This window comes from Streptomyces sp. SUK 48, assembly GCF_009650765.1.
Classification (GTDB): Bacteria; Actinomycetota; Actinomycetes; order Streptomycetales; family Streptomycetaceae; genus Streptomyces.
In genome coordinates, this window is sequence record NZ_CP045740.1 from 4,701,442 (window position 1) to 4,726,472 (window position 25,031).

Annotated in this window: 25 protein-coding genes and 1 pseudogene; 12 read left to right on the top strand and 14 right to left on the bottom strand. The window is 71.4% G+C overall.

All coding sequences use genetic code 11. From position 1 onward, the window contains the following. Nucleotides 1–165 precede the first annotated feature (165 nt). Nucleotides 166–540, bottom strand: coding sequence for an STAS domain-containing protein (locus GHR20_RS20565; protein WP_111583825.1), 375 nt, complete (start codon nt 538–540; stop codon nt 166–168). 342 nt (nt 541–882) lie between these two features. Between GHR20_RS20565 and GHR20_RS20570 the strand changes: the two genes are divergently transcribed. Both GHR20_RS20570 and GHR20_RS20575 read left to right on the top strand, forming a co-directional pair. Further along, nucleotides 883–1,461 carry a sigma-70 family RNA polymerase sigma factor gene (locus tag GHR20_RS20570; protein ID WP_153814015.1) on the top strand — a complete coding sequence of 193 codons (579 nt, stop codon included), beginning with the start codon at nt 883–885 and terminating at the stop codon, nt 1,459–1,461. After that, nucleotides 1,458–2,708 carry an MDMPI N domain containing protein gene (locus GHR20_RS20575; protein ID WP_243878084.1) on the top strand — a complete coding sequence of 417 codons (1,251 nt, stop codon included), beginning with the start codon at nt 1,458–1,460 and terminating at the stop codon, nt 2,706–2,708. Before GHR20_RS20570 ends, GHR20_RS20575 begins: the two co-directional genes overlap by 4 nt. Nucleotides 2,709–2,765: 57 nt before the next feature. On the opposite strand, the gene GHR20_RS20580 is transcribed toward GHR20_RS20575, so the two are convergent. Next, the gene (locus GHR20_RS20580; RefSeq protein ID WP_153814016.1) at nt 2,766–2,945 is read right to left on the bottom strand and encodes a DUF397 domain-containing protein; all 180 of its coding nucleotides are present in this window, start codon (nt 2,943–2,945) and stop codon (nt 2,766–2,768) included. A gap of 2 nt (nt 2,946–2,947) precedes the next feature. Further along, nucleotides 2,948–3,787, bottom strand: coding sequence for a helix-turn-helix transcriptional regulator (locus GHR20_RS20585; RefSeq protein WP_181516335.1), 840 nt, complete (start codon nt 3,785–3,787; stop codon nt 2,948–2,950). A 214-nt stretch (nt 3,788–4,001) separates the two neighbouring features. Here GHR20_RS20585 and GHR20_RS20590 point away from each other — a divergent pair, with 214 nt between their 5' ends. Next, nucleotides 4,002–4,418: an ATP-binding protein gene (locus GHR20_RS20590; RefSeq protein WP_153814017.1), complete on the top strand. Its 417-nt coding sequence runs from the start codon at nt 4,002–4,004 to the stop codon at nt 4,416–4,418. A gap of 259 nt (nt 4,419–4,677) precedes the next feature. On the opposite strand, the gene GHR20_RS20595 is transcribed toward GHR20_RS20590, so the two are convergent. The 6 genes from GHR20_RS20595 to GHR20_RS20620 all read right to left on the bottom strand — a co-directional run bounded on the left by GHR20_RS20595 (nt 4,678) and on the right by GHR20_RS20620 (nt 9,904). Beyond that, nucleotides 4,678–5,529, bottom strand: a complete 852-nt coding sequence (locus GHR20_RS20595) for a helix-turn-helix transcriptional regulator (protein WP_148024960.1) — start codon at nt 5,527–5,529, stop codon at nt 4,678–4,680. A gap of 22 nt (nt 5,530–5,551) precedes the next feature. Then, nucleotides 5,552–6,085, bottom strand: coding sequence for a DUF6879 family protein (locus tag GHR20_RS20600; RefSeq protein ID WP_148024959.1), 534 nt, complete (start codon nt 6,083–6,085; stop codon nt 5,552–5,554). Nucleotides 6,086–6,319: 234 nt separating this feature from the next. Then, nucleotides 6,320–6,868: an NUDIX domain-containing protein gene (locus GHR20_RS20605; protein ID WP_153814018.1), complete on the bottom strand. Its 549-nt coding sequence runs from the start codon at nt 6,866–6,868 to the stop codon at nt 6,320–6,322. A gap of 12 nt (nt 6,869–6,880) precedes the next feature. Further along, the gene (locus GHR20_RS20610) at nt 6,881–8,002 is read right to left on the bottom strand and encodes an adenosylhomocysteinase (protein ID WP_153814019.1); all 1,122 of its coding nucleotides are present in this window, start codon (nt 8,000–8,002) and stop codon (nt 6,881–6,883) included. A 161-nt stretch (nt 8,003–8,163) separates the two neighbouring features. After that, complete coding sequence (locus GHR20_RS36835; protein ID WP_194858937.1) at nt 8,164–8,619, bottom strand: hypothetical protein; 456 nt, start codon at nt 8,617–8,619, stop codon at nt 8,164–8,166. 55 nt (nt 8,620–8,674) lie between these two features. After that, nucleotides 8,675–9,904 (bottom strand): helix-turn-helix transcriptional regulator, encoded by a 1,230-nt coding sequence (locus GHR20_RS20620; RefSeq protein WP_153814020.1) that lies wholly within the window; start codon nt 9,902–9,904, stop codon nt 8,675–8,677. Between the two features lie 200 nt (nt 9,905–10,104). Between GHR20_RS20620 and GHR20_RS20625 the strand changes: the two genes are divergently transcribed. Next, the gene (locus GHR20_RS20625; RefSeq protein ID WP_153814021.1) at nt 10,105–10,470 is read left to right on the top strand and encodes a hypothetical protein; all 366 of its coding nucleotides are present in this window, start codon (nt 10,105–10,107) and stop codon (nt 10,468–10,470) included. A gap of 72 nt (nt 10,471–10,542) precedes the next feature. On the opposite strand, the gene GHR20_RS20630 is transcribed toward GHR20_RS20625, so the two are convergent. Continuing rightward, nucleotides 10,543–12,039, bottom strand: coding sequence for an AMP-binding protein (locus GHR20_RS20630; RefSeq protein ID WP_153814022.1), 1,497 nt, complete (start codon nt 12,037–12,039; stop codon nt 10,543–10,545). A 133-nt stretch (nt 12,040–12,172) separates the two neighbouring features. Here GHR20_RS20630 and GHR20_RS20635 point away from each other — a divergent pair, with 133 nt between their 5' ends. From GHR20_RS20635 to GHR20_RS20650, 4 genes and pseudogenes are all read left to right on the top strand, one after another. Next, nucleotides 12,173–13,369, top strand: a complete 1,197-nt coding sequence (locus GHR20_RS20635; protein ID WP_153814023.1) for an amidohydrolase family protein — start codon at nt 12,173–12,175, stop codon at nt 13,367–13,369. Continuing rightward, nucleotides 13,369–14,502, top strand: coding sequence for an acyl-CoA dehydrogenase family protein (locus tag GHR20_RS20640; RefSeq protein ID WP_153814024.1), 1,134 nt, complete (start codon nt 13,369–13,371; stop codon nt 14,500–14,502). The genes GHR20_RS20635 and GHR20_RS20640 overlap by 1 nt, the downstream gene beginning before the upstream one ends. 2 nt (nt 14,503–14,504) lie before the next feature. After that, nucleotides 14,505–15,371 (top strand): acyl-CoA dehydrogenase family protein, encoded by an 867-nt coding sequence (locus GHR20_RS20645; protein ID WP_153814025.1) that lies wholly within the window; start codon nt 14,505–14,507, stop codon nt 15,369–15,371. Nucleotides 15,372–15,911: 540 nt separating this feature from the next. Beyond that, nucleotides 15,912–16,384 (top strand): annotated as a pseudogene (locus GHR20_RS20650) (ATP-binding protein). Nucleotides 16,385–16,667: 283 nt separating this feature from the next. Here GHR20_RS20650 and GHR20_RS20655 read toward each other — a convergent pair. After that, a complete protein-coding gene (locus GHR20_RS20655) occupies nt 16,668–17,594 on the bottom strand; it encodes a cyclase family protein (protein WP_153814026.1) in 927 nt (308 codons plus the stop codon). A gap of 86 nt (nt 17,595–17,680) precedes the next feature. Between GHR20_RS20655 and GHR20_RS20660 the strand changes: the two genes are divergently transcribed. The 3 genes from GHR20_RS20660 to GHR20_RS20670 all read left to right on the top strand — a co-directional run bounded on the left by GHR20_RS20660 (nt 17,681) and on the right by GHR20_RS20670 (nt 20,905). Then, nucleotides 17,681–18,598 carry an SDR family NAD(P)-dependent oxidoreductase gene (locus tag GHR20_RS20660; RefSeq protein ID WP_153814027.1) on the top strand — a complete coding sequence of 306 codons (918 nt, stop codon included), beginning with the start codon at nt 17,681–17,683 and terminating at the stop codon, nt 18,596–18,598. Between the two features lie 112 nt (nt 18,599–18,710). After that, nucleotides 18,711–19,853, top strand: coding sequence for an acyl-CoA dehydrogenase family protein (locus GHR20_RS20665; protein WP_153814028.1), 1,143 nt, complete (start codon nt 18,711–18,713; stop codon nt 19,851–19,853). Continuing rightward, nucleotides 19,853–20,905, top strand: coding sequence for a Zn-dependent alcohol dehydrogenase (locus tag GHR20_RS20670; protein ID WP_111583805.1), 1,053 nt, complete (start codon nt 19,853–19,855; stop codon nt 20,903–20,905). The genes GHR20_RS20665 and GHR20_RS20670 overlap by 1 nt, the downstream gene beginning before the upstream one ends. Nucleotides 20,906–20,982: 77 nt before the next feature. On the opposite strand, the gene GHR20_RS20675 is transcribed toward GHR20_RS20670, so the two are convergent. Further along, nucleotides 20,983–22,017: a helix-turn-helix domain-containing protein gene (locus GHR20_RS20675; RefSeq protein ID WP_243878085.1), complete on the bottom strand. Its 1,035-nt coding sequence runs from the start codon at nt 22,015–22,017 to the stop codon at nt 20,983–20,985. A 71-nt stretch (nt 22,018–22,088) separates the two neighbouring features. Between GHR20_RS20675 and GHR20_RS20680 the strand changes: the two genes are divergently transcribed. Continuing rightward, nucleotides 22,089–23,408, top strand: coding sequence for an MFS transporter (locus GHR20_RS20680; protein ID WP_153814029.1), 1,320 nt, complete (start codon nt 22,089–22,091; stop codon nt 23,406–23,408). A 69-nt stretch (nt 23,409–23,477) separates the two neighbouring features. Here the strand turns inward: GHR20_RS20680 and GHR20_RS20685 are convergent, their stop codons facing one another. Then, nucleotides 23,478–24,194, bottom strand: a complete 717-nt coding sequence (locus GHR20_RS20685; RefSeq protein WP_194858938.1) for a TetR-like C-terminal domain-containing protein — start codon at nt 24,192–24,194, stop codon at nt 23,478–23,480. Nucleotides 24,195–24,400: 206 nt separating this feature from the next. Continuing rightward, nucleotides 24,401–24,997 (bottom strand): flavin reductase family protein, encoded by a 597-nt coding sequence (locus GHR20_RS20690; RefSeq protein ID WP_111583803.1) that lies wholly within the window; start codon nt 24,995–24,997, stop codon nt 24,401–24,403. Between the last annotated feature and the right edge of the window lie 34 nt (nt 24,998–25,031).

Sequence of the window (25,031 nt, forward strand, 5' to 3'; positions counted from 1 at the left end):
TGTTCGTGCCGCCTTACGTGCGTGGGGGGTGATCTCGTGTTGCTCGCACGGAGCGTACGGCGTGGGTGACGGCAAAGTGACGGAAAACAGAGGGTTGTGCCAAGACCGGGGGAATTCCGCGACACGGACGACAAGGACGTGTCCGGGCGCCGCGGGCACGGCGGCTCAGGCCGACAGGGGGCCCGCTTCGTCGGTCGTGGCGGCGTCCAGGTCCGGGTGGCAGTCGAAGAGGCGGCGCACGCCGAGCGCGCCGAGCACCCGGTTGACGTGTGAGCCGTCGTCGGCGCCCCGGTCGGGCAGGATCAGCCGCAGCTGCCCCTGACAGGAGCGGATCAGCCGGCGGGAGGCGATGAGCACGCCGACGCCGCTGGAGTCGCAGAAGAAGACGTCGGAGAGGTCCACGACCAGGCTGTGGTGGCCCTCGGCCACGACGTCGTGCACGCGCTGGCGGAGCATCGGCGAGGTGATGAGGTCCAGCTCGCCGCGCACCTGGAGCACGGCCCATTCGCCTCTTTCGACGCCGGTCACATTGAATGCCACGGCCCAGCCCCTCCGCTCGCGGGTTCTCCCGGATCCGCCCGGAACCGGAAGCCGTTCCTACGTTTCATTCCGCGCGGCTGCCCAGCCGCGTTTCCCTGAAACTCGATGCGGCAAACAGCACACGATCGTTTAGGAGCTTTTTTCGGTCACGGGCGATCTGGTTTGATCAGATATACACGTGGCGTCTGTGGGGAAAGTGTGAAGGGGGCACTATCACCTGCGGCGCTTCCGCGGCGGGCTTTGGCACAAAGAGACGTGTCCTGTCGGCGGTGCCGACTACATTCGGGACAACGGTCGCACGGACACCGGCGGGCCGGACGACGGGCGAGGGGAGGGGACCCCATGGCCAAGAAGGACGCGCCACCACGCTGGGACCGCAAGATGCAGCAGCGGCTCGCCCGCGGTGAGGCGGCCGCCCTGGGCGAGGCGTACGACCGGTTCGCCTCCCTGGTGCACAGCCTGGCCCACCGCGTCCTCGGCGAGGAGAAGGCCGCCGACGCCGTCACCCGCGAGGTCTTCGCGCACATCTGGGAACACCCCGAGACGTACGACCCGAAGCAGGGCCCCTTGCGCACCTGGATCGCGGCGGTGACACACCGGGTGGCCGTCCAGCGCCTGCGGGACCGGGAGGAACGGGAGCGGGACGACACGGAGGACCTGGTGAGCGGCGAGGAGGGCCTGGAGAGCAAGGTGCGCCGCGCCTCCGTGGCCGCCCGCGCCGACTACATCGTGCACTCCATGCCCCTCCCGCTGCGCCGCGCCCTCGAACTGGCGTACTTCCAGCGCCGCGACTACCGCCAGACCGCCGCCGACCTGGGCGTCACCGAGGACGAGGCCCGCCGCCGGCTCCGCCTCGGCCTGCAACTGCTGTCCACCGCCCACGACGTGGGGGCACCCCCGGGCTACGGCGGTGCGGCATGAGCGGGGCGGAGGAGTTCCGGGCGGAGTACGGGGAACCCCGCGAGCGGCGGATACCGGCGCCTCGCGTCTCCGTGGAGGACGGCGGCGGCCCGCTGCCCGATCCCGTCGGCCGGGGCGAGGAGGTGCCGGTGCCGCTCGACCTGCCGCACGACGTGCTGAAGTCGCTGCTCGGCGCGTGGGCGCTGGCCGCGTGCTCGACGGCGGAGACGGACGCGGTGGAGCACCACCTGGGCGACTGCGGCGGCTGCGCGGACGAGGCCCGCCGGCTGCGCGAGGCGGTCGGCCTGCTGCACCAGCCCGAGACCCTCGACCTGGACCCGGCGCTGCGCACCCGTGTCCTGGACACCTGCCTGGACCGCCGGCCGCCGCGCATCCCGGTACCGGAGTGGGCCGCGCCCTACGACGCGGAGACCGCCCGCCTGGACGCGCTGCTCCAGGACTTCGGGGACGCGGAGTGGCATGCGCCGGTGCGGCTGCGGTGGTTCGAGGAGGATGCCCAGACGACCCGCCGTACGACCGTCGCGGGCGTGATCGCGCACCTCCTGGCGGTCGACGGAGTGATCGCGACGGCACTCGGCCTGGACGACCCGCTCGGCAGCGCGCCCGGGGCGACGGGCCCGTCGGCCCGCACGGAGGCGTACTGGCGGTCCACCCCGTTCCCGCAGACCCGCGCGGTCCACGCGCCCTGGCGCGAGCAGACCCACGCCCTGGTGCGGACGGTGTCCTTCACCGGAAGCAGCGCGCGCGGACTCGCCGTCCCCTACGGCGGTTTCGAACTCCCGCTGCACGACGCGATGCTGGACCGCGCGTTCGGCTGCTGGGTGCACGCGGAGGACATCGCGGACGCGGTCGACTACCCCTACCGGCCGCCGTCTTCGCGCCATCTGAACAAGATGATCGAGCTGGCCGTCCGCCTGCTCCCGAGCGCCCTGGCCGCCCGCCGCCGCTCGGGCCTGTCCACCCCGCCCCGCACCATCCGCCACCTGGCCCCGGCCGGCCGCCCCGGCCGCACCCTCCGCCTGGAGATCGAGGGCCCCGCCGGCGGCAACTGGCTGATCCCCCTCGACTCCCCGTCCGCCACCCCCTCCACCGACCTGGAGGTCGCCCACGTCGCCCTGGACTCCGTCGAGTTCTGCCACCTGGCCGCGGGCCATCTCCTCCCGGAGGAAGCGGCGGCGGGCCAGCTCGGCGACAGGGAGGCGATCAGGGATGTGCTGTACGCGACGGCGTCGTTGAGCAGGATGTGACACATGAAGGGGCGCCCGGCGGAGTACCGCCGGGCGCCCTTCGCTGTTCTGCGTGTCCTACGAGAACTGGCGCAGGAAGGCCATCCAGGTCTCGCGGGAGACGGTGAGGAGGGGGCCGTTGTCCTGCTTGCTGTCACGGACGGCCCGGCCGAAGGGGGCCGTGTCGGCGACCTCGACGCAGTCGCCGTGCTGACCTGAGTAGGACGACTTCCAGAAGGGGCCCTCAACCTCGGTCACGATCAGTCTTCCTTGATGCTCCGCAGTATGTCCCGGATGAGCTTCACGCTCGCCTCCGGCGCCAATGCTGCCGATCGTAGTACGTCGAACATGTTGCCGTAAGCGGCGAGATCCTCCGGGGCTTCCAGAACAGACGTCCCCCGAAGATTCTCGATGGCCACGGCATCCACCGTGGGTTCGGAATCGAAGCTGAAGGAAGAGAAGCCGGCGGTCGTGACCGCCAGCGCACCCGCGCCGAACGGGAGAACCTGAATCGTGACGTTCTTGCGCTTCGCCGCATCGAGGATCGCGGTCAGCTGCTCCCGGTGGATGTCGACGCTCACCAAGGGCTGCGCCACCACCACTTCCCAGAGGATGGCGGCATACGTCGCGCCGCCTTCCTTGATCTTCGCCTGCCGACCTTCCCGCACTTCGACCAGCCGACTGATCTCATCGGGCGCGATGTAGTCGGGCCCTTCCGTGATGACCGCCTGTGCGTAGGCCGGAGTTTGCAGCAGGCCGGGAACGAGTGCGGGCTGCCACTGGCGGATATAGGTCGCGTCGTCCTCCAACGCGATGTGGTCGACGTAGTCCGGCCGCAGATGTTCGGCATGCTCGAGCCACCAGCCACGGTTCTTCGAGTGCTTGGCCAACTCCTCCAGCTTCGCGCGCACGTCGGTATCCATGACGCCGTAAGAATCGAGCAGCAATCGCACCTCGATCACGCGGGGCGTGGCCTGACCGGACTCGATACGACTGATCCGGGCCTGGCTCGACGCGATGATCTCGGCGGCCTGCGGTTGATCCAGCTTCGCGGCCTGTCGGTACTGCCTGAGCGCCGCACCCAGACGCCTGCTGCGCACCGTCGGCCGTCCACCTGTGGGCAATGGGGCCTCCCCTCTCCATCGGAAACCATCCCACACCAGATGCCAACTCCAAGAGTGCATCACGCGATTGAGGGACATCAATGCATGTATTCATCGATTCTCATTGCAGAGATGCTGAATCCAGCGCTAGCTTCTCGACCGGCGCCACATCGACGCCTGCCTCGACGCAACGTCAGGAGGAATGGCACCCATGCCCAAAACGACTACCTTCCGCATCCCCAAGCACAGACGGCACGTGTCAACGGCCCGCCGGAACGTCGCCAAGTCCCTCGCGGACTGGGGTATCACTGATGAACTGGCAGACACAGTGGTCCTGTTGGTCAGCGAACTTGTCACCAACGCGGTGCGGCACTGCCGGGTCACCTGCGCCTTGGTCGAGGTCACGCTCACGCTCCGGGAGGGGGAACTTCGGCTGGAGGTCTCGGACCCGGAACGCGACCGGTTCCCCCAGCCCCGTGATCCCGCGCTGGACGAGGAGGGCGGACGCGGACTCGCACTCGTGGCGGCACTGGCCGAGACATGGGGCTACCAACGGGGGCCGTACACGAAGTGCGTATGGGCCACGTTCACACTCGCGGAGAACGCCGGTGTTCCGACGGCTTTATGACGCCCTCGCGCGGCCGTTTTCCAGGTCCCGCCGCCGTAACACCGAGGCGGCGGACCTGGAGATCGCGCGGGAGCTGCGGACCCCGGACCCGTACGTCTGGCGCCTGCCGAATCCGTACGACGCCCGCTGGCGCCGCTGGACCGAACGCAACCGCGCGGCCGGCCACCGGGTGCCGATGCTGTGCGACGAAGCATGCTGGCAGAGCACCACGCATCCCCACCGACCCCTTCGGGAAACCGCCGACCGGACGGCACCGGCGTCAGCCCAGCGCGTCGATCGCCTTCACGATCAGGGCACGTGCCTCGGCGCCGTAGACGGCCATGCTCCGGAGCTGCTCGAACGCCTTCACGTAGAGCGCGATCTCGGAGGGCTGGGTGATGTTCACCTCGGCGGAGACCAGCTCGACGGACACGAGGGTGTCGTCGTGCACATCGAATGTCTCCTTCGGCCACATCACACGCTCACGGGTGGCTGTCGGAATGATGCCGAACGACACCTGCGGGAGCGCGCCGGCGGTGAGGAGATAGCCGAGCTGAGCGGCCATCGCCTCGGCATCACCGAGCTGGTAGTAGAGAACCGCTTCCTCGACGAGGAACACGAACCGGTGGCCGGGCTCATGGATCACCTGCGACCGGCGCACACGTGCAGCGGCAGCTTCCACGGCGTCGTCGGGCACGTCACGGAAGCGGGCGTCGATGCTCAGCAGGGCCTGCGCGTAGCCCGCGGTCTGGAGCAGTCCCGGGACGAGGACGGGGGAGTACACACGCAGCAACTCGGTTGCCCGGTACAGCTCGACGTAGCTGTCCTGAAGCCTGGCCAGTCCCGCCCGCACCCGCTGCTGCCACTCGCGGTACAGGGACTCCGCGTGCTGTGAGGCGGCGATCAGATCGGCCGCTTGGTCCGTGGCGCCGCTCGCACGACACCACAGGCGGATATCGGTCGGTGAGGGAGGCGTGCGGGCGTTTTCGATGCGCGACGTCTTGGCGTGGTGCCAACCGCACTCGTTGGCCAGCTCGGTGACCGTCAGTCCCGCGCTTCTCCTCAGGTCACGCAGTCGCCGCGCCACGTTCTGGCGGGCGGCTTGTGCGGAGGAGGATGGAGACGTGGTCATGAACTGGCCAACGACACTTCTGTCAGTGGATCTCGTAGATCTCGTGGGGGACGGCGCGTTCCCAGACTGCCTCGAAGGCGTCCGAACACTGCTTGACGATACCCGGCTCGGAACGCAACTCCAATGGCGGGTCGGCCCATTCGCCCACGCCGGTGAAGTGATTGAAGAGGACCTGCGTCCCGTCGAAGATCCACAGATCCGCGCCGGGCAGCATCAGGTCGACCGCGCGCGGGCGCGGCAACCACCGGACCTGCTCGCCGGCCGTGACATTGATGACCGTGGCCGCGTGCTCGTAGCGGATGTAGTCGGTGACCGGCTCGGAGACGACGCGTGCACGTCGTACGACGACGCCCCGGGCGACTGCACGGGAGATCAGGTCCACCCAAGGCGACCAGTACTCCGAGGCGGGGTCAAGGTCCCTGTGGCCCGTCTCGAGCCACGCGTTGAAGTCGTCGGCCTCGTCGCCGACCGCGTACTGGTCACGCATTTCGAGGTGGACCGCGGAGTGCTGGGCGGCCTCCATCAGTTCGTCAAAGCTGGGCACGTTCTGCGGCATCGCGGGCCTTCCTGGGTGTCGACAGTAGGCGGACCGGAATCCGCATCAACTTCCAGTTGGATAACAGCAGTAGCGAGCGCACGTATCTCTTTCGGAAGGGATTGGCGCATATCGATGTTCAAAGCCGGCGCGTCTGCCCCTGCGTCGCCCCTCATGAATCCGGTCGGGCGCTGACAGCCGGACTGCCCCGGACGCCGATCAGGCGGAGGAGCAGCCCGGACTTGAGCAGTGGCCTTACGCTCCCGCGGCGGCCATGACGCGGGACCGCAGAGGCTCGGTCGTCAGCATGTCGGTGAACTGCCACGAGTAGTTCGTGACCTCTTCCTCCTGCAACTCGGCCGCGTCCGCGGTGGTGCGGAACAGGAAGCGGAAGTCGAAGTGCGGGTGTTCCGGTTCGCCCTTCGCGTCGTTCGCCGGGATGGTGTGGACGTCGATGTGCAGGGGCGTCTCACCGTCCGGCTCCACCTGATCGCGGCTGATACCGGTCTCCTCGGCCAACTCGCGCAGGGCGGCATCCCGCAGGCTCGCGTCACCGCTCTCGACGTGCCCGCCGGGCAGCAGCCATTTGCGCAGGGCGCGGTGTTCGATGGTGAGAACGCGGCCGTCGGGCCGGACCAGGGCCGCTCCGGCGGTGACGTGTCCGAGGAACTCCTTGCGCGAGGCGATCGAGTCGCCGGTCTTCTCGATGCCCTCCCGCAGAGGTGCCAGGGCATCCGTCTCGTCCGGGTGATCGGCGAGGTAGGCGTCGACGGTGTCGCGCACGTGCTGTGCGGTGATCGGCATGCGACGGTTCTCCTAACGGTTGAAGTACTTCAGCCACGTTCCGGCGATGGCCGCGCGATCCGTGGCGTCGACCTCGTGCATACCGGGTCCGAGGTCCCCGCGCGTGAGGACTCGGATGCCCGCGAGGATTTCTGCCTGCACGAGGTGGATGAACGGGCCCACGCTGGCACCGTGCAGGAAGTTGACGGCGTTGCCGCTGTTGAGCAGGTAGAAGTAGTGGCCCACCGTCTGGTACCGGGTGACGTGCTCCCCGTTCGGGGTCCGGTGGTACACGGCAGGGAGACCGGCCAGGTCGAGTTCGTCCTCGCTGCTGGTGACCGTGGCGACGTACGCGCCGTTCCGCAGGGCGGAGAAGTCTTCGCCCCGCAGTGACACGGCACCGGTCGCGCACAGGACGAGACCTGCCCCCTGTAATGCGGCGTCGCGGTCCCTGGCGACGGTGAAGCCCTGCGCGAGAGCCTGTGTGCGCCGGACCGGGTCGACGTCGTGGACGGTGACCTGTACGCCCTTGGCGTGCAGCAGCCGGGCGATGCTCGATCCGAGCTTGCCGAAGCCGATCACCAGGGCCGGGCGGCCGTGCAGGATGTCACCGCGGCCACGCATCAGTGCCTCGGTCGAGAACACGACCGACTGGCCCACGAGGAAGTCCTCGGGGTCCTTCAGCGGAGAGCGGGCGACGGAGACGACGGGGCAGGGCAGTTTCCCGGCGCTCGCGTACCGCTTGTGCCCGTTCTCGGTGTCCTCGACCACGCCCAGAATCCGGCCCGAGAACCGTTCGCACAGAGCGTCGAGGGCCGGCGCGAAGTACCCGCCGACGTCGAGCAGCACGACAGCCTCACCACCGGCTCGGGACTCGATGTAGTCGACCGCGCTGTCAGGGTCCTCGAACAGTTCCCGCGAGAGGACGTCACACTGAGTCGTCCTCTCGATCTCGCGGCGAGCGGCGGGGTCGACGGACTTCGGCTTGGGCAGCACGGCGCGCAGATCGGCGCCGATGCCCACGGCCCGCACGAACGAGGGGCGCTCGGGCAGCAGGTGTGTGATCAGGAACGCCGACGGTTTCTCCGCCGGGACGAAGGCGTGGGCGATACGGGCGAAGTACGAGTCGAGCCGGGCACGCTCGAACTGCTCCATGGGCTCACTTCCCTTGATCGGACGGTATGGCCCGGGGCAGGTGGCGGACCTGCGCCAGTGCCGGTGAGCGCGCGAGCCGCCGAGGTCCTGGGCGCTCGCCTCACAGCGGAAGGCGATGGGTGACCGCACCGAGGTGCGTACGGAAGCCGGCGGCGTGAGCGTCAGCACGGCCCAGATCGCAACTCATGCTCGTGGGCCGCTTCCGCAGCCTCGATAAGCTGGTCGAACTGGAGGTAGTACAGCTCGACTTGCATGGCGGTGAGCACGAGCATCGTCTCGCAGGTGTCGCCGTCCTCGTAGTGCACGGTCACCGGCAGAGCGGCCTGTCGTGCGCGGTGGTCGTAGACGGCATCCCGCTTCAGGGGCGTGACATGCGTGACCGAGACCGGCACCGGGCGCAGGGTGCGGCCGTCGGACCGTGCCCGCCAGTCCTCACCACCGCCGGGCGGGCGCAGCTGGTACGACGCTGACGAGTCGCTCGGCAGGGCGACGACCGCGCCGATCCTGCCCGCCTTCGCGAGGTCGAGGGCGAGGTCGCCGAGGCGGGGATGGAACGAGGTGCCGAAGGCTAACTCCGGCTTTGGGAAGGTCTGTTGATGGGAGTTCTGTTCCGTCATGCCTCGAAGCTAGGAAAGTCTCCGGGAGGCAATATGAATCGTAGGAATACGACCCCTATCCGTCGAGGTGGAAGCGGTCCGACATGCGACGCAGCTTCTCCCGGGTCGTCGCCCGCTCGGCGTACACGATGCTGCGCAGGGTTGACCGGGCGATGGGATGGTTGCGGACGAGCTGGGGCGCGATGCGCTCGGCCGTCTCCAGTTCGGCCAGTGCCTTGCCGCGGTTCCCGTCCCACAGCCAGGCACGCGCCAGGTCCATGTGGTGATGGCCACGCCGGGAGTTGGGGAGCGAGCCGACCAGAGACGGGTTCGTACGGCGGTTTATCGTCAGCGCCTTGTGCTGCTCGTGCATCTCCAGCGCCACGCTGATCGCGTGAATCTGCACGTTGCCGGGGGAGAACGTCAGGCTGTGGCGGTCGTACACAGGAGGGCCGTCGTACTCCGCCAGCCGGTCGGCTGCGGTACGTGCGTGAGAGACGCGGTCCTCGGCTTCCGCGCTGTGGCCCGCTCGTGCGGCGGAGACAGCCGCGCGAAGCTGGAGGGAGCCCCAGGCGCGGAGGGCGAGAGGCTCACCCTGGTCGTATGCCTGCTGCACGGAGCGAATGGCCTTGTCCGACAGCGCGATGGCGTCGTCCCAGTCCGCTGTGGCCCACATGTCCCAGACACGCATCCAGTCGGCGACGGCGGGCAGGACGGGGTCGGCGGACTGCCGGGCGGACCAAGCGGCCCGCTCACATGCCATGGCGACCAGCTCAGGGTGTCCAAGAGCGTGCGCGGCGGTGTGGGCGAACTTGCAGCACACGGCGTAGATCGCGAACGCCTCTTCCCGCTCGTGTCCCGTGGCGACCTCGGCGAGGGCACGCGCCTCGCGGAACAGGTCGGGAAGCACTTCCATGATCGCCACGTTGGCGGCGGCGTCACGCAGCCGATGCAGCCGGGCGGTCTCCTGCCAGAGTCGGCGGGCGGGCCGGGGGGTTCCGTCGAAGACGGGGGCGAGGTCGTAGCGACGCAGTTCGCGCGTGATCGCAGCGGCCACGACCTGCCATTGGTTCTCGGCCGGGGAGCTGCTGTACGGCCGCCCGATCAGGTCGTTCGGATGAATGTGCAGCTCCGACGCCAGCCGGTTGAGCAGACTGACGCGGTCCAGTTCGATGAGCCCGCGTTCCATCTTGGACACCCAGCCCTGCGTCTTGCCCAGGGCGGCAGCGAGGTCGGCCTGCGTCATGCCGAGGCGAAGCCTCGCACGGCGTGCGCGACGGCCGATCTCTTCGGCTTCTTCCAGCATCAGTGCGCCCCCCTATGGGTGGGGCGCCGGCGGTCCAGCGGGCGGCGAGGCATCGTGCTCCATCCGTCGAGGCTTCTACCATCGACGGTACCGAGGCCGTGTGCCGCGTGTGGAGTACTCCAGGTCACGGAAGTCCTCACCGCGCGGCCGAGCTGAGGGTGGAGATCGGTTCCTGAACACCGTGGTGAGAGGGGATGGGCATGTCGAATACCGAGGGCGCGCGACTGTTCCGGGAAGCCTGGATCGCCGGAGTCCGCCAGCACTTCCCCGGTGAGCCGAAGGCCGGTTACGTCACGCCGTGGGAGGACACCCCGCAGTGGGAGCGTGAGGCCGCGGGGGCGGTGTATGAGCAGGTCCGGCACTTCTTCGAGGTCAGTGGCGGGAGCACGGCCCGGTTGTCACGCGAGCAGAAGAGCCGCTTCGTCGCGACGTGCTGGACGGCCCAGATGTTCCGGCACTTCGAGGACCCGAAGCCGGGGTATGTCGCCGACTGGGCCGAACTGCCCGGCTGGCAGCAGGAGACCGACGCGGATGTGTTTGAAGCCATCGAGAAGTCGGTGACGTGACCGCCGAGCGCTCTTCGGTCGAAGACCCCCTGGTGGCCTTGACCTGGAGCTGTCGCAGATCGGCACCCTGACCTACGACGGTCCGAACCGCTCGCGCAGCTTGTGCTTGAGTACCTTCCGCAGTGTCTCGTTACGTGGCAACTCCGCGATTGTTTCCAGTCGTTCGGGGAGCTTATGCGTGGCCAAGCCGTGCGTGCGGAGATACGACACGACCTCTGGCAAGGTCAACTCCGCAGCATCCGGACGCCGTTCCACCACCGCGCACACCAACTCCCCCCGTTCCGCGTCCGGCAGACCTATCACCGCCACGTCCCCCACCGCCGGATGCCCGTGCAGCAGGTCCTCGATCTCCTTCGCGGAGATGTTCTCGCCCTTGCGGATGATCACGTCCTTGCGGCGGCCGGTGAGGACGAGGTGGCCGGTGGGGGTGAGGTGGCCCAGGTCGCCGGTCGGGAGGTAGCCGTCGGGGGTGAAGGGCGGGTGGGAGGCGCCGAGGTAGCCCTGGCAGACGGCCTCGCCGCGCAGGTGGATCTCGCCGTCCACGATGCGGATGTCCATGCCCTCGGGTGGGCGGCCCTCCGTCGTGGCCAGGTTGGCCGGGGTGTCCGTGGGGTCGCCCATGGTGATCATCGGGGCCTCGGTCATGCCGTAGCCGTGGGTGAGCTGGACGCCCAGTTCGCGGACCACCTGGTGGTACAGCTCGGGCGGCTTGGGGGCGCCGCCGCCCGCCAGGAGGCGCAGGGTGGGGATCAGCCGGGTGCCGGGCCGCTTGCGCTGTTCGGTGAGGAAGAGGGAGTAGAAGGCCGTCGAGCCGCCGGCCACCGTCACACCGTGGCGGCGGTACTCCGGCAGGGAGTCCGGGAGCGCGAAGTGCTCCAGGAGCAGGGCCGGGACGCCGTACAGCAGCAGCATCACCAGGTAGTCCGCGCCGCCCACGTGCGCGTAGGGGAAGGCGATCGAGCCGACGTCGTCCGGGCGCAGCCGCAGCGCGTGGGCCAGGCAGGAGCCCGCCGCGATCAGGGAGCGGTCGCAGTGCAGGACGCCCTTGGGGGTGGAGGTGGTGCCCGAGGTCCAGTAGATCCAGCGGACCGGGGTGCCGGAGGAGGGCGGGGCGGGGAGGACGGCGGGGTCGCCGGTGGGGAGGGCGTCGTAGGCCGGGAAGACGCCGGGGGCGCCCAGGCGGTGGGCCATCGCCGTGTGGTCGTGGCCGCGCCACACGCCCGGGACCGCGAGGAACGACGCCTGCGACCGCCGCAGCGCGAAGGCCACCTCCCGGTCCCGGTAGAAGGGGATCAGGGGGGACTGGACGGCGCCGAGGCGGGCCAGGGCCAGGGACAGGACGGCCGTTTCGATACGGGTCGGCAGCTGCCAGGCCACCACCGTGCCGGGGCGCACCCCCATGCCGTACAGGCCCGCCGCCACCCGCTCCGCCCATCCGCACAGCTCGCCGAAGGTCAGCGAGCGGGAGGACTGGAGGAAGACCGGGCGGCCGGGGGTGAGGGCGGCGCGGCGGGCGGCCAGTTCCCACAGGGTGCGGGAACAACTCAGGGAACGCGCGGTCTCGTTCACGGATGCCAGAGGGGACGGGGCCATGGTCGCCACCTGCCTTTTGCCGCCCGGGAAGCTCTGCTGACGGATCGTCAGGTGTATGGCATGCTAACTGACGCGCCATCAGATCGGACCGGTCCGGCGGAGGGGAACCATGGCGATCGAACTGCCCCGCATCATCAGCGTCGACGACCACGTGATCGAGCCCGCCCACCTCTTCGAGACCTGGCTGCCGGCGAAGTACCGGGAGCGGGGACCGCGGCCGCTCACCGCAGGGATCGGTGAACTCGCGTACGTGGGCGGGAAGTACCAGATCACCATGGACCCCGAGGGGACCCCGACGGACTGGTGGATCTACGAGGACCTGAAGTTCCCGTACAAGCGCAACATCGCCGCCGTCGGCTTCGACCGCGACGAGATGACGCTGGAGGGGATCACCCGGGAGCAGATGCGGCGGGGGTGCTGGGACCCCGGGGCGCGGCTGGCGGACATGGACCTCAACCATGTCGAGGGGAGCCTGTGCTTCCCCACCTTTCCCCGCTTCTGCGGGCAGACCTTCGCCGAGGCGCACGACAAGGAGGTCGCCCTCGCCTGTGTGCGCGCCTACAACGACTGGATGGTGGAGGAGTGGTGCGGCGACAGCGGGGGCCGGCTCATCCCGCTGTGCCTGATCCCGTTGTGGGACGTGGGGCTGGCCGTCGAGGAGATACGGCGGAACGCGGCGCGCGGGGTGCGGGCCGTCACCTTCTCGGAGATCCCGACGCACCTCGGGCTGCCGTCCATCCACACCGGCTACTGGGACCCGTTCTTCGCCGTCTGCCAGGACACCGGCACGGTCGTCAACATGCACATCGGCAGCAGCTCCCAGATGCCCGCCGCCTCCCCGGACGCCCCGCCCGCCGTCCAAGCCTCGCTCAGCTTCAACAACGCGATGGCCTCGATGATGGACTACCTCTTCAGCGGGGTCCTGGTGCGCTTCCCGCGGCTCAAACTGGCGTACTCCGAAGGGCAGATGGGGTGGGTGCCGTACGCCCTGGAGCGCGCCGACGACGTGTGGGCCGAGCACCGCGCCTGGGGCGGGGTGCGGGATCTGGTGCCCGAGCCGCCGTCGACGTACTACTACCGCCAGATCTACTGCTGCTTCTTCCGCGACAAGCACGGCGTCGCCTCGCTCGACGTCGTCGGCCGCGACAACGCCACCTTCGAGACCGACTACCCGCACGTCGACTCCACCTTCCCGCACACCGAGGAGATCGCCCTCGACCATGTGCGGGGCCTGGACGAGGAGACCGTGTACAAGCTGATGCGCGGCAACGCCATCCGCATGCTCGGCCTCGACCTGGACCGGTGATGGACCTCTCCGACACCCCGCAGGAGGCGGAGTTCCGGGGGCGGCTGCGGGAGTGGCTCGCCAAGGCGCTGCCCTCCGTCGGGCCCGCACCGGACCCGGCCGACTGGCCCGGTCGGCGCGCCTACGACCTCGGCTGGCAGCGGACGCTGTACGACGCCGGGTACGCCGAGGTCCACTGGGACGCCTCCCCGGCGCTGCGGATGATCTTCCTGGAGGAGTCCGAGAAGGCGGGCGCGCCCTATGTCGGGGCGAACTTCGTCGGGCTGCTGCACGCGGGGCCGACCATCGCCGCCGAGGGCACCGACGCCCAGCGGGCGCGCTGGCTGGGGCCGATCCTGCGCGGCGAGGAGGTGTGGTGCCAGGGGTTCAGCGAGCCGGACGCCGGCTCCGACCTCGCGGCGCTGCGCACCCGCGCCCGCCGGGACGGCGACGCCTACGTGGTCACCGGCAGCAAGATCTGGACCTCGCACGCGGAGGTCGCCGACTGGTGCGAGCTCCTCGTCCGCACCGACCCGGACGCGCCCCGCCACCGCGGCATCACCTGGCTCGCGCTGCCGATGCGCGCCGAGGGGGTCACCGTACGGCCGCTGCGCACGCTCGCCGGGTCCACCGAGTTCGCCGAGGTGTTCCTGGACGAGGTGCGGGTGCCGGCCGCCAACCGGGTCGGCGCGGAGCACGACGGCTGGCGGGTCACCATGGTCACCCTCTCCTTCGAGCGCGGCACCGCCTTCGTGGGGGAGGTCGTCGCCTGCCGCCGGGTGCTGCGCCAACTCGCCGCGACGGCAAGGGAGAACGGGCGGTGGGAAGACTCCGCGCTGCGGCGCCGGCTCGGCCGCCTCGACGCCGAGTTCCGCGCGCTGTGGCGGCTGACCCAGTGGAACGTCAGCGCGGCGACGGCCGCCGGAGGGGTGCCGGGGGTCGGCGGGTCCGTCTTCAAACTCCGGTACTCGGGAGCCCGCCAGGAGTTGTACGACACCGCCGCCGACGTCCTCGGCCCGGACGCCCTCGACCTGGACCGGCCGTGGGTGCTCGACCGGCTGTCCTCGCTGTCGTACACGATCGCGGCCGGCACCTCGCAGATCCAGCGCAACATCGTGGCCGAGCGGATGCTGGGGCTGCCGAAGGGGAGATGAGCGTGCGGTTCCGACTGACCGAGGACCAGCGGGAGTTGCAGCGGGGGGTACGCGGGCTGCTGGAGCGGCGGTTTCCCCGGGAGGCGCTGCGCGCGGCCGTCGACGCCCCCGGGCGGATCGACCGGGAGCTGTGGCGGGCGCTGGGGGCGGCCGGGTTCTTCGCGCTCCGGCTGCCGGAGGCGGCGGGCGGGGTGGGGCTCGGGGTCCCCGAGGCCGTGCTCGCCTTCGAGGAGGCCGGGCGGGCGCTGCTGCCGGGCCCGCTGGTGGCCACGCACCTCGCGGCGGGCGCCGTACCGGGCGCGGCGGCGGGGGAGACGGTGGTGGCCGCCGTCGGCGGGGAGCTGGTGGAGTGGCTGGACGCGGCGGACGTCGTACGGGGGGACGCCTGCGGAGCCGTACCGCTGCGGTCGGTCGACCCGTTGACCCCCCTGCACCGGGTCCCGCGCGCGGCCGCCGCCGACCCGCTCGCCGTACTCCTCACGGCGGCCGAACAACTGGGCGGTGCGGTACGGCTGAGCGAACTGGCGGCGCAACACGCCCGGACCCGCGAGCAGTTCGGGCGGCCGATCGGGTCGTTCCAGGCCGTGCAGCATCTGTGCGCGGACCTCCTGGTGCGTGCCGAGACCGCGCGGGCCGCCGTCTACGCGGCCGCCGTCACCGGGGACCCGGGCGACATCGCGGCCGCCCGGCTGCTCGCCGACGAGGCCGCCGTGCGCGGCGCCCGCGACTGCCTCCAGGTGCACGGCGGCATGGGCTTCACCTGGGAGGCGGATGTGCATCTGCATCTGAAAAGGGCGTGGGTGCGTGCACAGCGCAATGGAGAAGTGACGGAGAGTGAGGAATTGCTCGCCGCAGGCTTGGTCTCCTGAGCGCTGCTGTGCTGCGCCGGAGTAAAGCCATGGCCCAAGATGTCGCGGATCGTGGCGCCCTGGAATCACAGAGCGTTGATACCGGGTTGTGTCCTTCGCGGGGGCTCGTCACGGCCCGGAGTCGGCGGCCGCTCCGGTACCTTGTGTGGGATGCGAGTGGCTGCGAACGCGGGCGATGCCGGCGGTGCCCCTGGGGCGGCGCCGGGACATGCGATGCGTGCCGCTGCTCGCGGGGTGGACCGGGGCGAGGCCCCCGGGTGTTCGACTCCCCGGCGTAAGCGTCGCACAGTATGCCCCACGCGTACTCCTTCGCGAGGGAATATGCCCGAAGCGCTTGTTGGGGTGACTGTACGTCAACCATGCTGTGCAGCAAGGAGATCACGTTCCGTGACCCTTGCTCTGGCTGTTGTCCAGGCCATGCAGGAAATGGCTACGATCGTGGCCCTCGTGATCGTCGTCACGGCTCGCGCCGGGGCGGCTCGGTGGCGCGGGGTCGCGGTCTCGCCGGTTCGGATGGTGTGAGCGGTGCAGGTGCTTCAAGTGCAGCTGGAGATCCGGCCCGACCCCGCGGAAGTGGGGCGCGCCAGGAAGTGGGCCCGCTCGCGGCTCGACGGGCTGGGCATAGCGGCCGACGAGCCGGTGGCCGAGACGCTGGTCCTGCTCGTCTCCGAGCTGGTGACCAACGCCGTGGTGCACACCGGCCGCCCGGCCGTCCTGCGGCTCTCCCTGCCGGGCACCCGGGCCCCGCCGCCCCCACGCCCACGGTGCGGGTCGAGGTCACCGACACCTGCTCCCGGGCCCCTGTGCCGCGCTGCGTCGGCGGTGACGCCACCGGCGGCCGGGGCCTCGCCCTCGTGGACTGCCTCGCCGACCGCTGGGGCTGGAGCCGCGAGGGCGCCGGCAAGAGCATCTGGTGCGAGGTGGACGGCGGCGCGCGCCACGAGAGGAGCGCGGCGGTGGCGTACGGAGGCGGTCCGTCCGCGTACGAGGATTTCGCCTTCGAAGCGGTGTAGCCCCGGGGAGGGCCGCGGTGCGCCGGGGGATGCCTCCGTGCGCGGGCGTCGTGAACCGGCCGCATGTCCTGAATTACCGCCCCGGCATTGACGATCCCCGCCCGGCTGAACACGCTGGTGTGCGTCGATTCGCCGCGAGGGGACGGCGAGGGCCGGGCCGCGGCCAGGGGTCCTCGCCGAGAGCGGGTCGCACCGGAGGGCGGCGCGGGCGTGCGGCGCAGGGGGGCGACCGCGCCGCCAACCGGCCCGCCGCCGGCGCGCGTTGCTCATCGTGTCTCGACTCTCACAGGAGTGCCACCGGGGCCACCGGCGATCCCGTCGCGCCCGCGAACGGCTCGGGCGCCGCCGACAGCAGGAACGCGTACCGCCCGCACTCTCCACAGGCTGTGGACAACTCTTCCAGATTCCAGTTCTGGCCCTGGAGCATCCCCATCTCCACCAGATGCAGGGCGTGCACCGGCAGCCACAGATCGTCGATCTCGGGCGGGAAGATCTCGAAGGTGAGCGTGTCGTTGGCGACGGCGGCGACATCGCGGGCGTGGAACCACTCCGGCGTACGGACCGAGAGACCGGGCGACGGATAGCCGTACCCGTGCCGGTCCCCGCCGAGCAGCACCCGCACCTGGCCGGTGCGCACCAGCACGATGTCACCGGCCCGCACCCGCACCCCGCCGAACTCCTCCGCCCGCTCCAGCTCCTGCGGCGTGACCGCGTGCCCCCCGGCCAGCCGCTCCACGCCCAGCGCCGCGGCCACGTCCAGCAGCACCCCGCGCGAGAGGACCGGCCCCGCCCTGTCGATCCCGGAGTACGCGGCGCCGCCGTGCGCGGTCACCGTGGCCGCCGGGCGCCCGTTGTAGAGCCGCCCGCCGTGCGAGACGTGCGGCAGCGCGTCCCAGTGCGTGCCCGCCTGGAGCCCCAGGGTCACCACATCGTCGCTGCACGCCACCGTGCCGGGCCCGAACAACTCCTGGTTGAGCTGGGTCATCGCGTGCAGCGGATCGACCCGGCCCGGGATCACGCCCGTCTGCACGCCGTCGTGGGTGAGGGGCAGCGCGAGCGGGATACGACGGCCCGTGCGCACCTCGGCGACGGCGCCGCGCACCACCGCGTCGGTGATCAGGTTGAGCGTGCCGATCTCGTCCTCGGCGCCCCAGCGCCCCCAGTTGTTCACGCGCCCGGCGATCTCGTGGAACTCCTTGGGCAGTGTCATCCGGTGCCTCCCCGGGGCTTGTGTCCGCGCCTGAGCCGGGCCATAAAATCTAACGGACCGTCAGAAACCGCGGGAAGGGGCCGGGCGTGGGGAACTTCTTGGCAGGCAAGGTCATCGCCGTCACGGGCGCGGGGCGGGGCATCGGACGGGCGGTCGCGCTGGCGGCGGCGCGGGAGGGGGCGCGGGTCGTCGTCAACGACTACGGCGTCGCGACGGACGGCACCGCGCCGAGCAGCGAGGTCGCCGCGGCGGTCGTGAAAGAGATCGAGGCGGCGGGCGGGGAGGCGGTCGCGGTCGCCGACGACATCTCCACGATGGCGGGCGGGCAGCGGGTCGTGGACACGGCGGTGGGCGCGTTCGGACGGCTCGACGGGGTGGTCTGCGTCGCCGGCATCCTGCGCGAGCGGATGCTGTTCAACATGACCGAGGAGGAGTGGGACCCGGTCATCGCGACCCACCTCAAGGGCACGTTCACGGTCTTCCGGGCGGCCGCCGCGGTGATGCGGCGGCAGCGGTCCGGCACGCTGATCGGGTTCACCAGCGGGAACCACCAGGGCTCCGTGTCCCAGGCGAACTACAGCGCGGCCAAGGGCGGGATCATCTCGCTGGTGCGCAGCGCGGCGCTGGGGCTGCACAAGTACGGGGTGACGGCGAACGCGGTGGCGCCGGTGGCGCGGACGCGGATGTCGGCGGACGTGCCCATGGAGCTGGCCGGGATGGGGTCGGCGGAGGACGTGGCGGCGCTGGTGGTGTACCTGCTCTCGGACCGGGCGGCGCGGGAGCGGATCACCGGGCAGGTGTACTCGGTGGCGGGGGCGCGGATCGCGGTGTGGGCGCAGCCGGTCGAGCTGCGCTCGGTCTATGCCGAGGGCGGGTCGTGGACGCCGGAGCGGATAGCGGAGTTCCTGCCGGGGGCGGTGGGGGTGGATCCGATGCCGATGCTGTCCCGGCTGGCGGCGATGGAGGAGGCGGCGAGGTCGGGGGCCCGTCCGAACGCCTCATAGATCGTGGGGAGTTGATCGTTGGCGGCTGCGGGTGAGTGGTGGTTGATCGCGCGGTTCCCCGCGCCCCTGACGGGGCGCTGCCGGTACCGCGGGCTGGATGGAGGCGGGGAGTATGGATTTCGGGTTCAGTGACGAGGACGAAGACTTTCGAGGTGAGGTGAGGGCGTGGCTCGCGGCTCACGCCGATCCGGCGGCCGGCCGCAGGGACTGGGAACGGACCCTCGGCAAGGACGGCTGGATCGGGCTCGGCTGGGCGGAGGACGGTTACGGGAACCGGACCGGGACGCTCACCGGGCAGGTCGTCTGGGCCGAGGAGTACGCGCGTTCCGGAGCGCCGGCCAGATCGGGGCACATCGGGGAGAACCTGTTCGCGCCCACGCTGATCAGGCACGGGACCGAGGAGCAGAAGCGGCGCTTCCTGCCGCCCGTCGCGGCCGGGGAAGAACTCTGGTGCCAGGGGTACAGCGAGCCCGGTGCCGGGTCCGATCTCGCGGCGGTGCGGACGAAGGCCGTACGCGAGGGCGCGCACCACCGGGTCACCGGGCAGAAGATCTGGACCTCCCTCGCCCACGAGGCCGACTGGTGCTTCGTGCTGGCGCGGACCGAGGAGGGGGCGCGGCGGCATCACGGGCTGAGTTTCCTGCTCGTGCCGATGGACCAGCCGGGCCGGATCGAGGTACGGCCGATCCGGCAGCTGACCGGGACCAGCGACTTCAACGAGGTCTTCTTCGACGGTGCCAGGGCGGAGCACGTCGTCGGCGCGGAGGGCGACGGGTGGCGCGTGGCGATGAGCCTGCTCGGCTTCGAGCGGGGGGTGTCCACGCTGGCCCAGCAGATCGGATTCGGCCAGGAGTTGCGGAGAATCGTCGAGACGGCCGTACGCACCGGCGCCGCGCGCGACCCCCTCCTGCGGGACCGCCTGGTCCGCCAGTGGGCCGAGCTGCGCACCATGCGCTGGCACGCGCTGCGCACCCTGGGCGGCGCGGACGAGCCCGCCGCGCCCAGCGTCGCCAAGCTGCTGTGGGGCAACTGGCACCAGCGCCTCGGCGAGTTGGCCGTACAGGTGCGGGGCGCACAGGCGGGGGTGGGGCCCCGGGAGTGGTCGGCCGAGGAGCCGTACCGGATCGACGCGGACCAGCACCTGTTCCTCTTCTCCCGGGCCGACACGATCTACGGCGGCTCGGACCAGATCCAGCGCACGATCATCGCCGAGCGCGTGCTCGGCCTGCCCAGGGAGCCGAAGGGGGTCCGGTGATGCGGGGTGTGGTGTTCGACGGCCGGCGGGTACGGGTGGTGGACGACCTGGCGGTACGGGAGCCGGGGCCGGGCGAGGTCCTGGTCGCGATCGCGGCGGCGGGACTGTGCCACAGCGATCTGTCGGTGGTGGACGGCACCATCCCGTTCCCGGTCCCGGTGGTGCTCGGGCACGAGGGCGCCGGGGTGGTGGAGGCGGTCGGCGCGGGGGTCACCCATGTCGCGCCCGGCGACCATGTGGCCCTGTCCACGCTCGCCAGCTGCGGCACCTGCCCGGAGTGCGACCGGGGCCGCCCGACCATGTGCCGGCAGGCGATCGGGCGCCCGCAGCGGCCGTTCACCCTGGCCGGGGCGGAGCCCGTCCACCAGTTCGCCGCCAGCTCCGCCTTCGCGGAACGCACCGTCGTCCGGGCCGTCCAGGCGGTCCGTGTCCCCCGTGACCTCCCGCTGGAGTCCGCCGCGCTGATCGGCTGCGGGGTGCTCACCGGGGTGGGCGCCGTGCTGAACCGGGCCCGGGTGCGGTGCGGGGACAGCGTCGTCGTCCTCGGCACCGGCGGCATCGGCCTGAACGTGCTCCAGGGGGCGCGGCTCGCGGGCGCCCTGCGGATCGTGGCCGTGGACACCAACCCGGCGAAGGCGGCGATGGCCCGGGAGTTCGGCGCGACCGACTTCCTCACCTCGGCGGACGCGGTGCGGGAGCTGCTGCCGACGGGGGCGGACCACGTCTTCGAGTGCGTCGGCCGGGTGGAGCTGATCCGGCAGGCCGTCGACCTCCTCGACCGGCACGGCCAGGCGATCCTCCTCGGCGTGCCCCCGGCCGCCGCCGAGGCGTCCTTCCGGGTCTCCACCCTCTACCTGGACAAGTCGGTCCTGGGCTGCCGCTACGGCTCCGCCCGCCCCCAGCACGACATCGCCCTGTACGCCGACCTGTACCGCCAAGGGCGCCTGCTGCTGGACGAGTTGGTGTCGGCGGTGTACCCGGTGGAGGACTTCGAGAAGGCCCGGGCGGACGCGGAGGCGGGACGGGTGGCACGGGCGGTGCTCACGTTCTGACACGAACGCCTCTGACACGAACGCCTCTGACACGAACGCTTCCGACACGAACGCGCGCCCTGTCCCGGGCGGCGCCCTCAGGCGTCCGCGGCCAGCGCCCTGAACGTCCGCCGGTACGTCGTCGGTGTCACCCCCAGCGCCTGCTGCATGTGCTGCCGCATCGACTGTGCCGTGCCGAAGCCCGAGGTCCGGGCCACCCGGTCCATGGAGAGGTCGGTGGACTCCAGCAACTGCCGGGCCCGTTCGATCCGTTGCCGGGTGAGCCACTGGCCGGGGCTGACGCCGACCTCCTCGCGGAAGCGGCGGGTGAAGGTGCGTACCGACATGGCCTCCTGCTCGGCCAGGTCGCGCAGCTGGATCGGCTCGTGCAGCCGGGCCAGCGCCCAGGCGCGGGCGCCGGTGGTGGTGGCGAGCTGGGGGTCGGGCACCGGGCGCTCTATGTACTGGGCCTGGCCGCCGTCGCGGTGCGGGGGGACGACCATGCGCCGGGCCACGTCGTTGGCGACGGCCGTGCCGTGGTCGCGGCGGACCATGTGCAGGCACAGATCGATCCCGGCGGCCACCCCGGCCGAGGTCAGCACGTCCCCGTCGTCGATGAACAGCACGTCCGCGTCCATCCGGACGCGCGGGAACAGCCGCTGGAAGTGGTCCGCCTCGGCCCAGTGGGTGGTCGCCGGGCGGCCGTCGAGATATCCGGCGGCGGCGAGGACGTACACCCCGGTGCAGATGGAGGCGAGCCGGGTGCCGGGCCGGACCAGGGCGAGCGCGGCGGCCAGCTCCCCGGTCAGCCGGCCCTCCTCGAAGACCGGGCCCAGCTCGTACGACGCCGGGACGATCACCGTGTCGGCGCGGGCCAGCGCCTCCGGGCCGTGGGGCACGTGCACGGCGAAGTCGGCGTCCGTCTCCACCGGGCCCGGGGGCCGTACCGAGCAGGTGAAGACCTCGTACAGCGACCGGCCCCGGGCGTCCCTGGGGCGGCCGAAGACACGGTGCGGGATGCCCAGTTCGAAGGGGAGCAGCCCGTCCAGGGCGAGGACGGCGACCCGGTGCGGACGGAACTCCTCGGCGGCCTCCACGGCCCGGTCGGCATTCATGGCCCGATCGACACGCATGGCCCGATCCTAGCGAACGCTGTCCTTCGGGCCACTCGATGCACGGGAAGGAAATGCGGACGCTGGAGGACGTGACTCAGACAAACCCCGCCGCCGTCCCCGCCCCGGCCGCCCCGCCCGATCCGCGCCCGACGCGCACTCGCCCGCACCGCGCCTGGTTCGTCGCGGCCGTCACCTTCGTCACGATCACCGGTGCGGCCGCCTTCCGCTCCCTGCCCAGCCTGCTGATCGACCCCCTGCACCAGGAGTTCGGCTGGTCGCGCGGCACGATCGGCGCGGCCGTCTCCCTCAATCTCGCGCTCTACGGCGTGACCGCGCCGTTCGCCGCCGCGCTGATGGACCGCTTCGGCATCCGGCGGGTGGTCGCGGCGGCGCTGACCGTGATCGCGCTCGGCTCCGGGCTGACCGTGTGGATGACGGCGGCGTGGCAGCTGTGGCTGTGCTGGGGGCTGCTCGTCGGGCTCGGCACCGGCTCGATGGCGCTGGCCTTCGCGGCGACGGTCACCAACCGCTGGTTCACCGAGCGCCGGGGACTGGTCACCGGCATCCTGACCGCCGCGTCCGCCTCCGGGCAGCTGGTCTTCCTGCCGCTGCTGTCCTGGGTGGTCGAGCACCACGGCTGGCGGCCCGCCGCCGTGACCGTCGCGCTCGCCGCCCTGGCCGTGGTGCCCTTCGTCTGGCTGCTGCTGCGCGACCACCCGGCCGATATCGGGCAGAACCCCTACGGGTCGCAGGAGTTCCTACCGAAGCCGCCCCCGGCGACGGGCGCCGCCCGGCGCACCCTCAAGGTTCTGTCGGTCTCCGTGCGCACCGGCACCTTCTGGCTCCTCGCCGGCACCTTCGCGATCTGCGGCGCCTCCACCAACGGCCTGATCCAGACCCACTTCGTGCCCGCCGAGCACGACCACGGCATGCCGGTGACGACGGCGGCCTCGCTGCTCGCGGTGATCGGGGTGTTCGACGTCGTCGGCACCATCGCCTCCGGATGGTTCACCGACCGCTTCGAGCCCCGCCGCCTGCTGGCGGTCTACTACGCCCTGCGCGGCCTGTCCCTGGTCTTCCTGCCGATGCTGCTGGCCCCCTCGGTCCACCCGCCGATGCTGTTCTTCATCGTCTTCTACGGCCTCGACTGGGTGGCCACCGTCCCGCCCACCCTCGCCCTGTGCCGTGAGCGGTTCGGCGAGGACAGCGCGATCGTCTTCGGCTGGGTGCTGGCCTCCCACCAGATCGGCGCCGCGCTCGTGGCCTACCTCGGCGGCCTCGCCCGTGATGTCTTCGGCTCCTACGACCTCGTCTGGTACGCCTCGGGCACGCTGTGCGCGGCGGCGGCGCTGATGTCCCTGGTGATCCGCAGGGTCCGCCCGCCCGAGCCGGTCCCCGCCATGGGCTGACGGTGGGGCCGGTCAGGTCGTCGTGCGCCCCCTGGGCCGCGGGTCGGAGCGCGGCCGGGGATCACGGGGTCAGTGGGGCAGGCCGATGTACTGGCCCATGGCGGTGGCCGCGTGGGTGAAGAAGGCGGCCGGGTCGGCGGCGACACCCGCGATATGGCCGTTGACCTCGAAGCCGACCATGCCGTGCAGCTGGGTCCAGACGATCAGCATGCGGGTGATGACCGGGGTGGGCAGGCCGCTCAGCATGCCCTGGGCCAGCGGCTCGATCGTGCGGGCCATGCCCTCGGACAGCTCGGGCGCGGGCACATGGTCCACGGCGAGTTCGCCGGCCGCCAACGCCTCGCGGACCAGGCCGAGCAGGACCAGGACCGTGCGGGCGCCCGCGGCCATCGTCTCCGGCGGGGCGTCGTAACCGGGCACCGGGCGGCCCCAGATCAGCACGTACTCCTCGGGGTGGGCGAGCGCCCACGCGCGGACGCCCTCGCAGCACGCGACCCAGCGGCCCAGCGGCTCGGCCCCGGCCTTCTGGGCCTCGGCCGCGGCCCGCTCCGCGCTGTCGCCCATCGCGTTGTAGGCGGCCAGCACCAGGTCGGTCAACAGGGCGTCCCGGTCCGGGAACCGCTCCTCGATCAGGGCCGGGTCGACGCCGGCCGCGCGGGCCAGCCCGGCCGGGTCCAGGTCGACGCGGTGCCGGGCCGCGAGGCGTCCGCCCGCCTCGGCCTTCAGCCGGGAGACGGCCGCGTCGAGGCTGTCCTGGCGGGGGTCATGGGCTTCGGAAGTCGTCATGATCCCGACCCTGTCAGAGGTCCCGCATCGCGTCGATTACATGGCGGGTAATGCGGCGTGTACGCGGCTGGTTCCGGCCAAGTGGTCCGGTAGCGGGTCCCGTCGGTGTGGAACGGCGGTCAGGCGGGCTCCGGCCTTGTGGCGGCGGCGAGTCCGTCGACGGGAGCGCCGAGGCCCAGGGCCACCGCGAGGTCCGCCGGGCCAGGCTAGTCGGCGAGCCGTCCGAACCGGCCGCGGTGGAAGAGGAGCGGGGCCGGGGGGTCCTCGGTGGTGCCGAGGGCGTCGACGCGGCCGGTCACGATCAGGTGGTCGCCGCCGGGATGGACCGCGTGGACGGTGCAGTCGATCCAGGCGGCCGCGCCCAGGAGTCTGGGGGACCCCGTACGGGGCGCGGGGGTGTGCGGGACGCCCGCGAACTTGTCGGCGCCGCGCACCGCGAAGGCCCGGCACAGCTCGGCCTGGCCGGCGCCGAGGATGTTGACGCAGAAGACGCCGGCGCGGGCGATGCGGGGCCAGGTGGTGGACGTACGGGCCACCATGAAGCAGACCAGGGGCGGGTCGAGGGAGAGCGAGGAGAAGGACTGGCAGGCGAATCCGGCCGGGCCGCGCTCGCCCTCGGCGGCCGGTGCCGTGATGACCGTGACCCCGCTCGCGAAGGTGCCGAGGACGCGGCGGAACTCGGCCTGGTCCACCGGCGCCCGCTCGTCCGCCCGCACGCAGCGCAGCTCCGGGCGCGGCAGCGGGTCCACCGGGTTCAGGCCCAGATAGCGGACGGCTGCGGCGGCGGCTCCTGCGTGTCCCATCACCCCTCCATTGAAGCTGACAGGGCGTCAGGCG

Coding starts and splice junctions, on each gene's coding strand:
- GHR20_RS20570 (WP_153814015.1), top strand. CDS start 883: ATGGCCAAGAAGGACGCGCCACCACGCTGGGACCGCAAGATGCAGCAG.
- GHR20_RS20575 (WP_243878084.1), top strand. CDS start 1,458: ATGAGCGGGGCGGAGGAGTTCCGGGCGGAGTACGGGGAACCCCGCGAG.
- GHR20_RS20590 (WP_153814017.1), top strand. CDS start 4,002: ATGCCCAAAACGACTACCTTCCGCATCCCCAAGCACAGACGGCACGTG.
- GHR20_RS20595 (WP_148024960.1), bottom strand. CDS start 5,529: ATGACCACGTCTCCATCCTCCTCCGCACAAGCCGCCCGCCAGAACGTG.
- GHR20_RS20600 (WP_148024959.1), bottom strand. CDS start 6,085: ATGCCGCAGAACGTGCCCAGCTTTGACGAACTGATGGAGGCCGCCCAG.
- GHR20_RS20605 (WP_153814018.1), bottom strand. CDS start 6,868: ATGCCGATCACCGCACAGCACGTGCGCGACACCGTCGACGCCTACCTC.
- GHR20_RS20610 (WP_153814019.1), bottom strand. CDS start 8,002: ATGGAGCAGTTCGAGCGTGCCCGGCTCGACTCGTACTTCGCCCGTATC.
- GHR20_RS36835 (WP_194858937.1), bottom strand. CDS start 8,619: ATGACGGAACAGAACTCCCATCAACAGACCTTCCCAAAGCCGGAGTTA.
- GHR20_RS20620 (WP_153814020.1), bottom strand. CDS start 9,904: ATGCTGGAAGAAGCCGAAGAGATCGGCCGTCGCGCACGCCGTGCGAGG.
- GHR20_RS20625 (WP_153814021.1), top strand. CDS start 10,105: ATGTCGAATACCGAGGGCGCGCGACTGTTCCGGGAAGCCTGGATCGCC.
- GHR20_RS20635 (WP_153814023.1), top strand. CDS start 12,173: ATGGCGATCGAACTGCCCCGCATCATCAGCGTCGACGACCACGTGATC.
- GHR20_RS20640 (WP_153814024.1), top strand. CDS start 13,369: ATGGACCTCTCCGACACCCCGCAGGAGGCGGAGTTCCGGGGGCGGCTG.
- GHR20_RS20655 (WP_153814026.1), bottom strand. CDS start 17,594: ATGACACTGCCCAAGGAGTTCCACGAGATCGCCGGGCGCGTGAACAAC.
- GHR20_RS20665 (WP_153814028.1), top strand. CDS start 18,711: ATGGATTTCGGGTTCAGTGACGAGGACGAAGACTTTCGAGGTGAGGTG.
- GHR20_RS20670 (WP_111583805.1), top strand. CDS start 19,853: ATGCGGGGTGTGGTGTTCGACGGCCGGCGGGTACGGGTGGTGGACGAC.
- GHR20_RS20675 (WP_243878085.1), bottom strand. CDS start 22,017: ATGCGTGTCGATCGGGCCATGAATGCCGACCGGGCCGTGGAGGCCGCC.
- GHR20_RS20685 (WP_194858938.1), bottom strand. CDS start 24,194: ATGACGACTTCCGAAGCCCATGACCCCCGCCAGGACAGCCTCGACGCG.
- GHR20_RS20690 (WP_111583803.1), bottom strand. CDS start 24,997: ATGGGACACGCAGGAGCCGCCGCCGCAGCCGTCCGCTATCTGGGCCTG.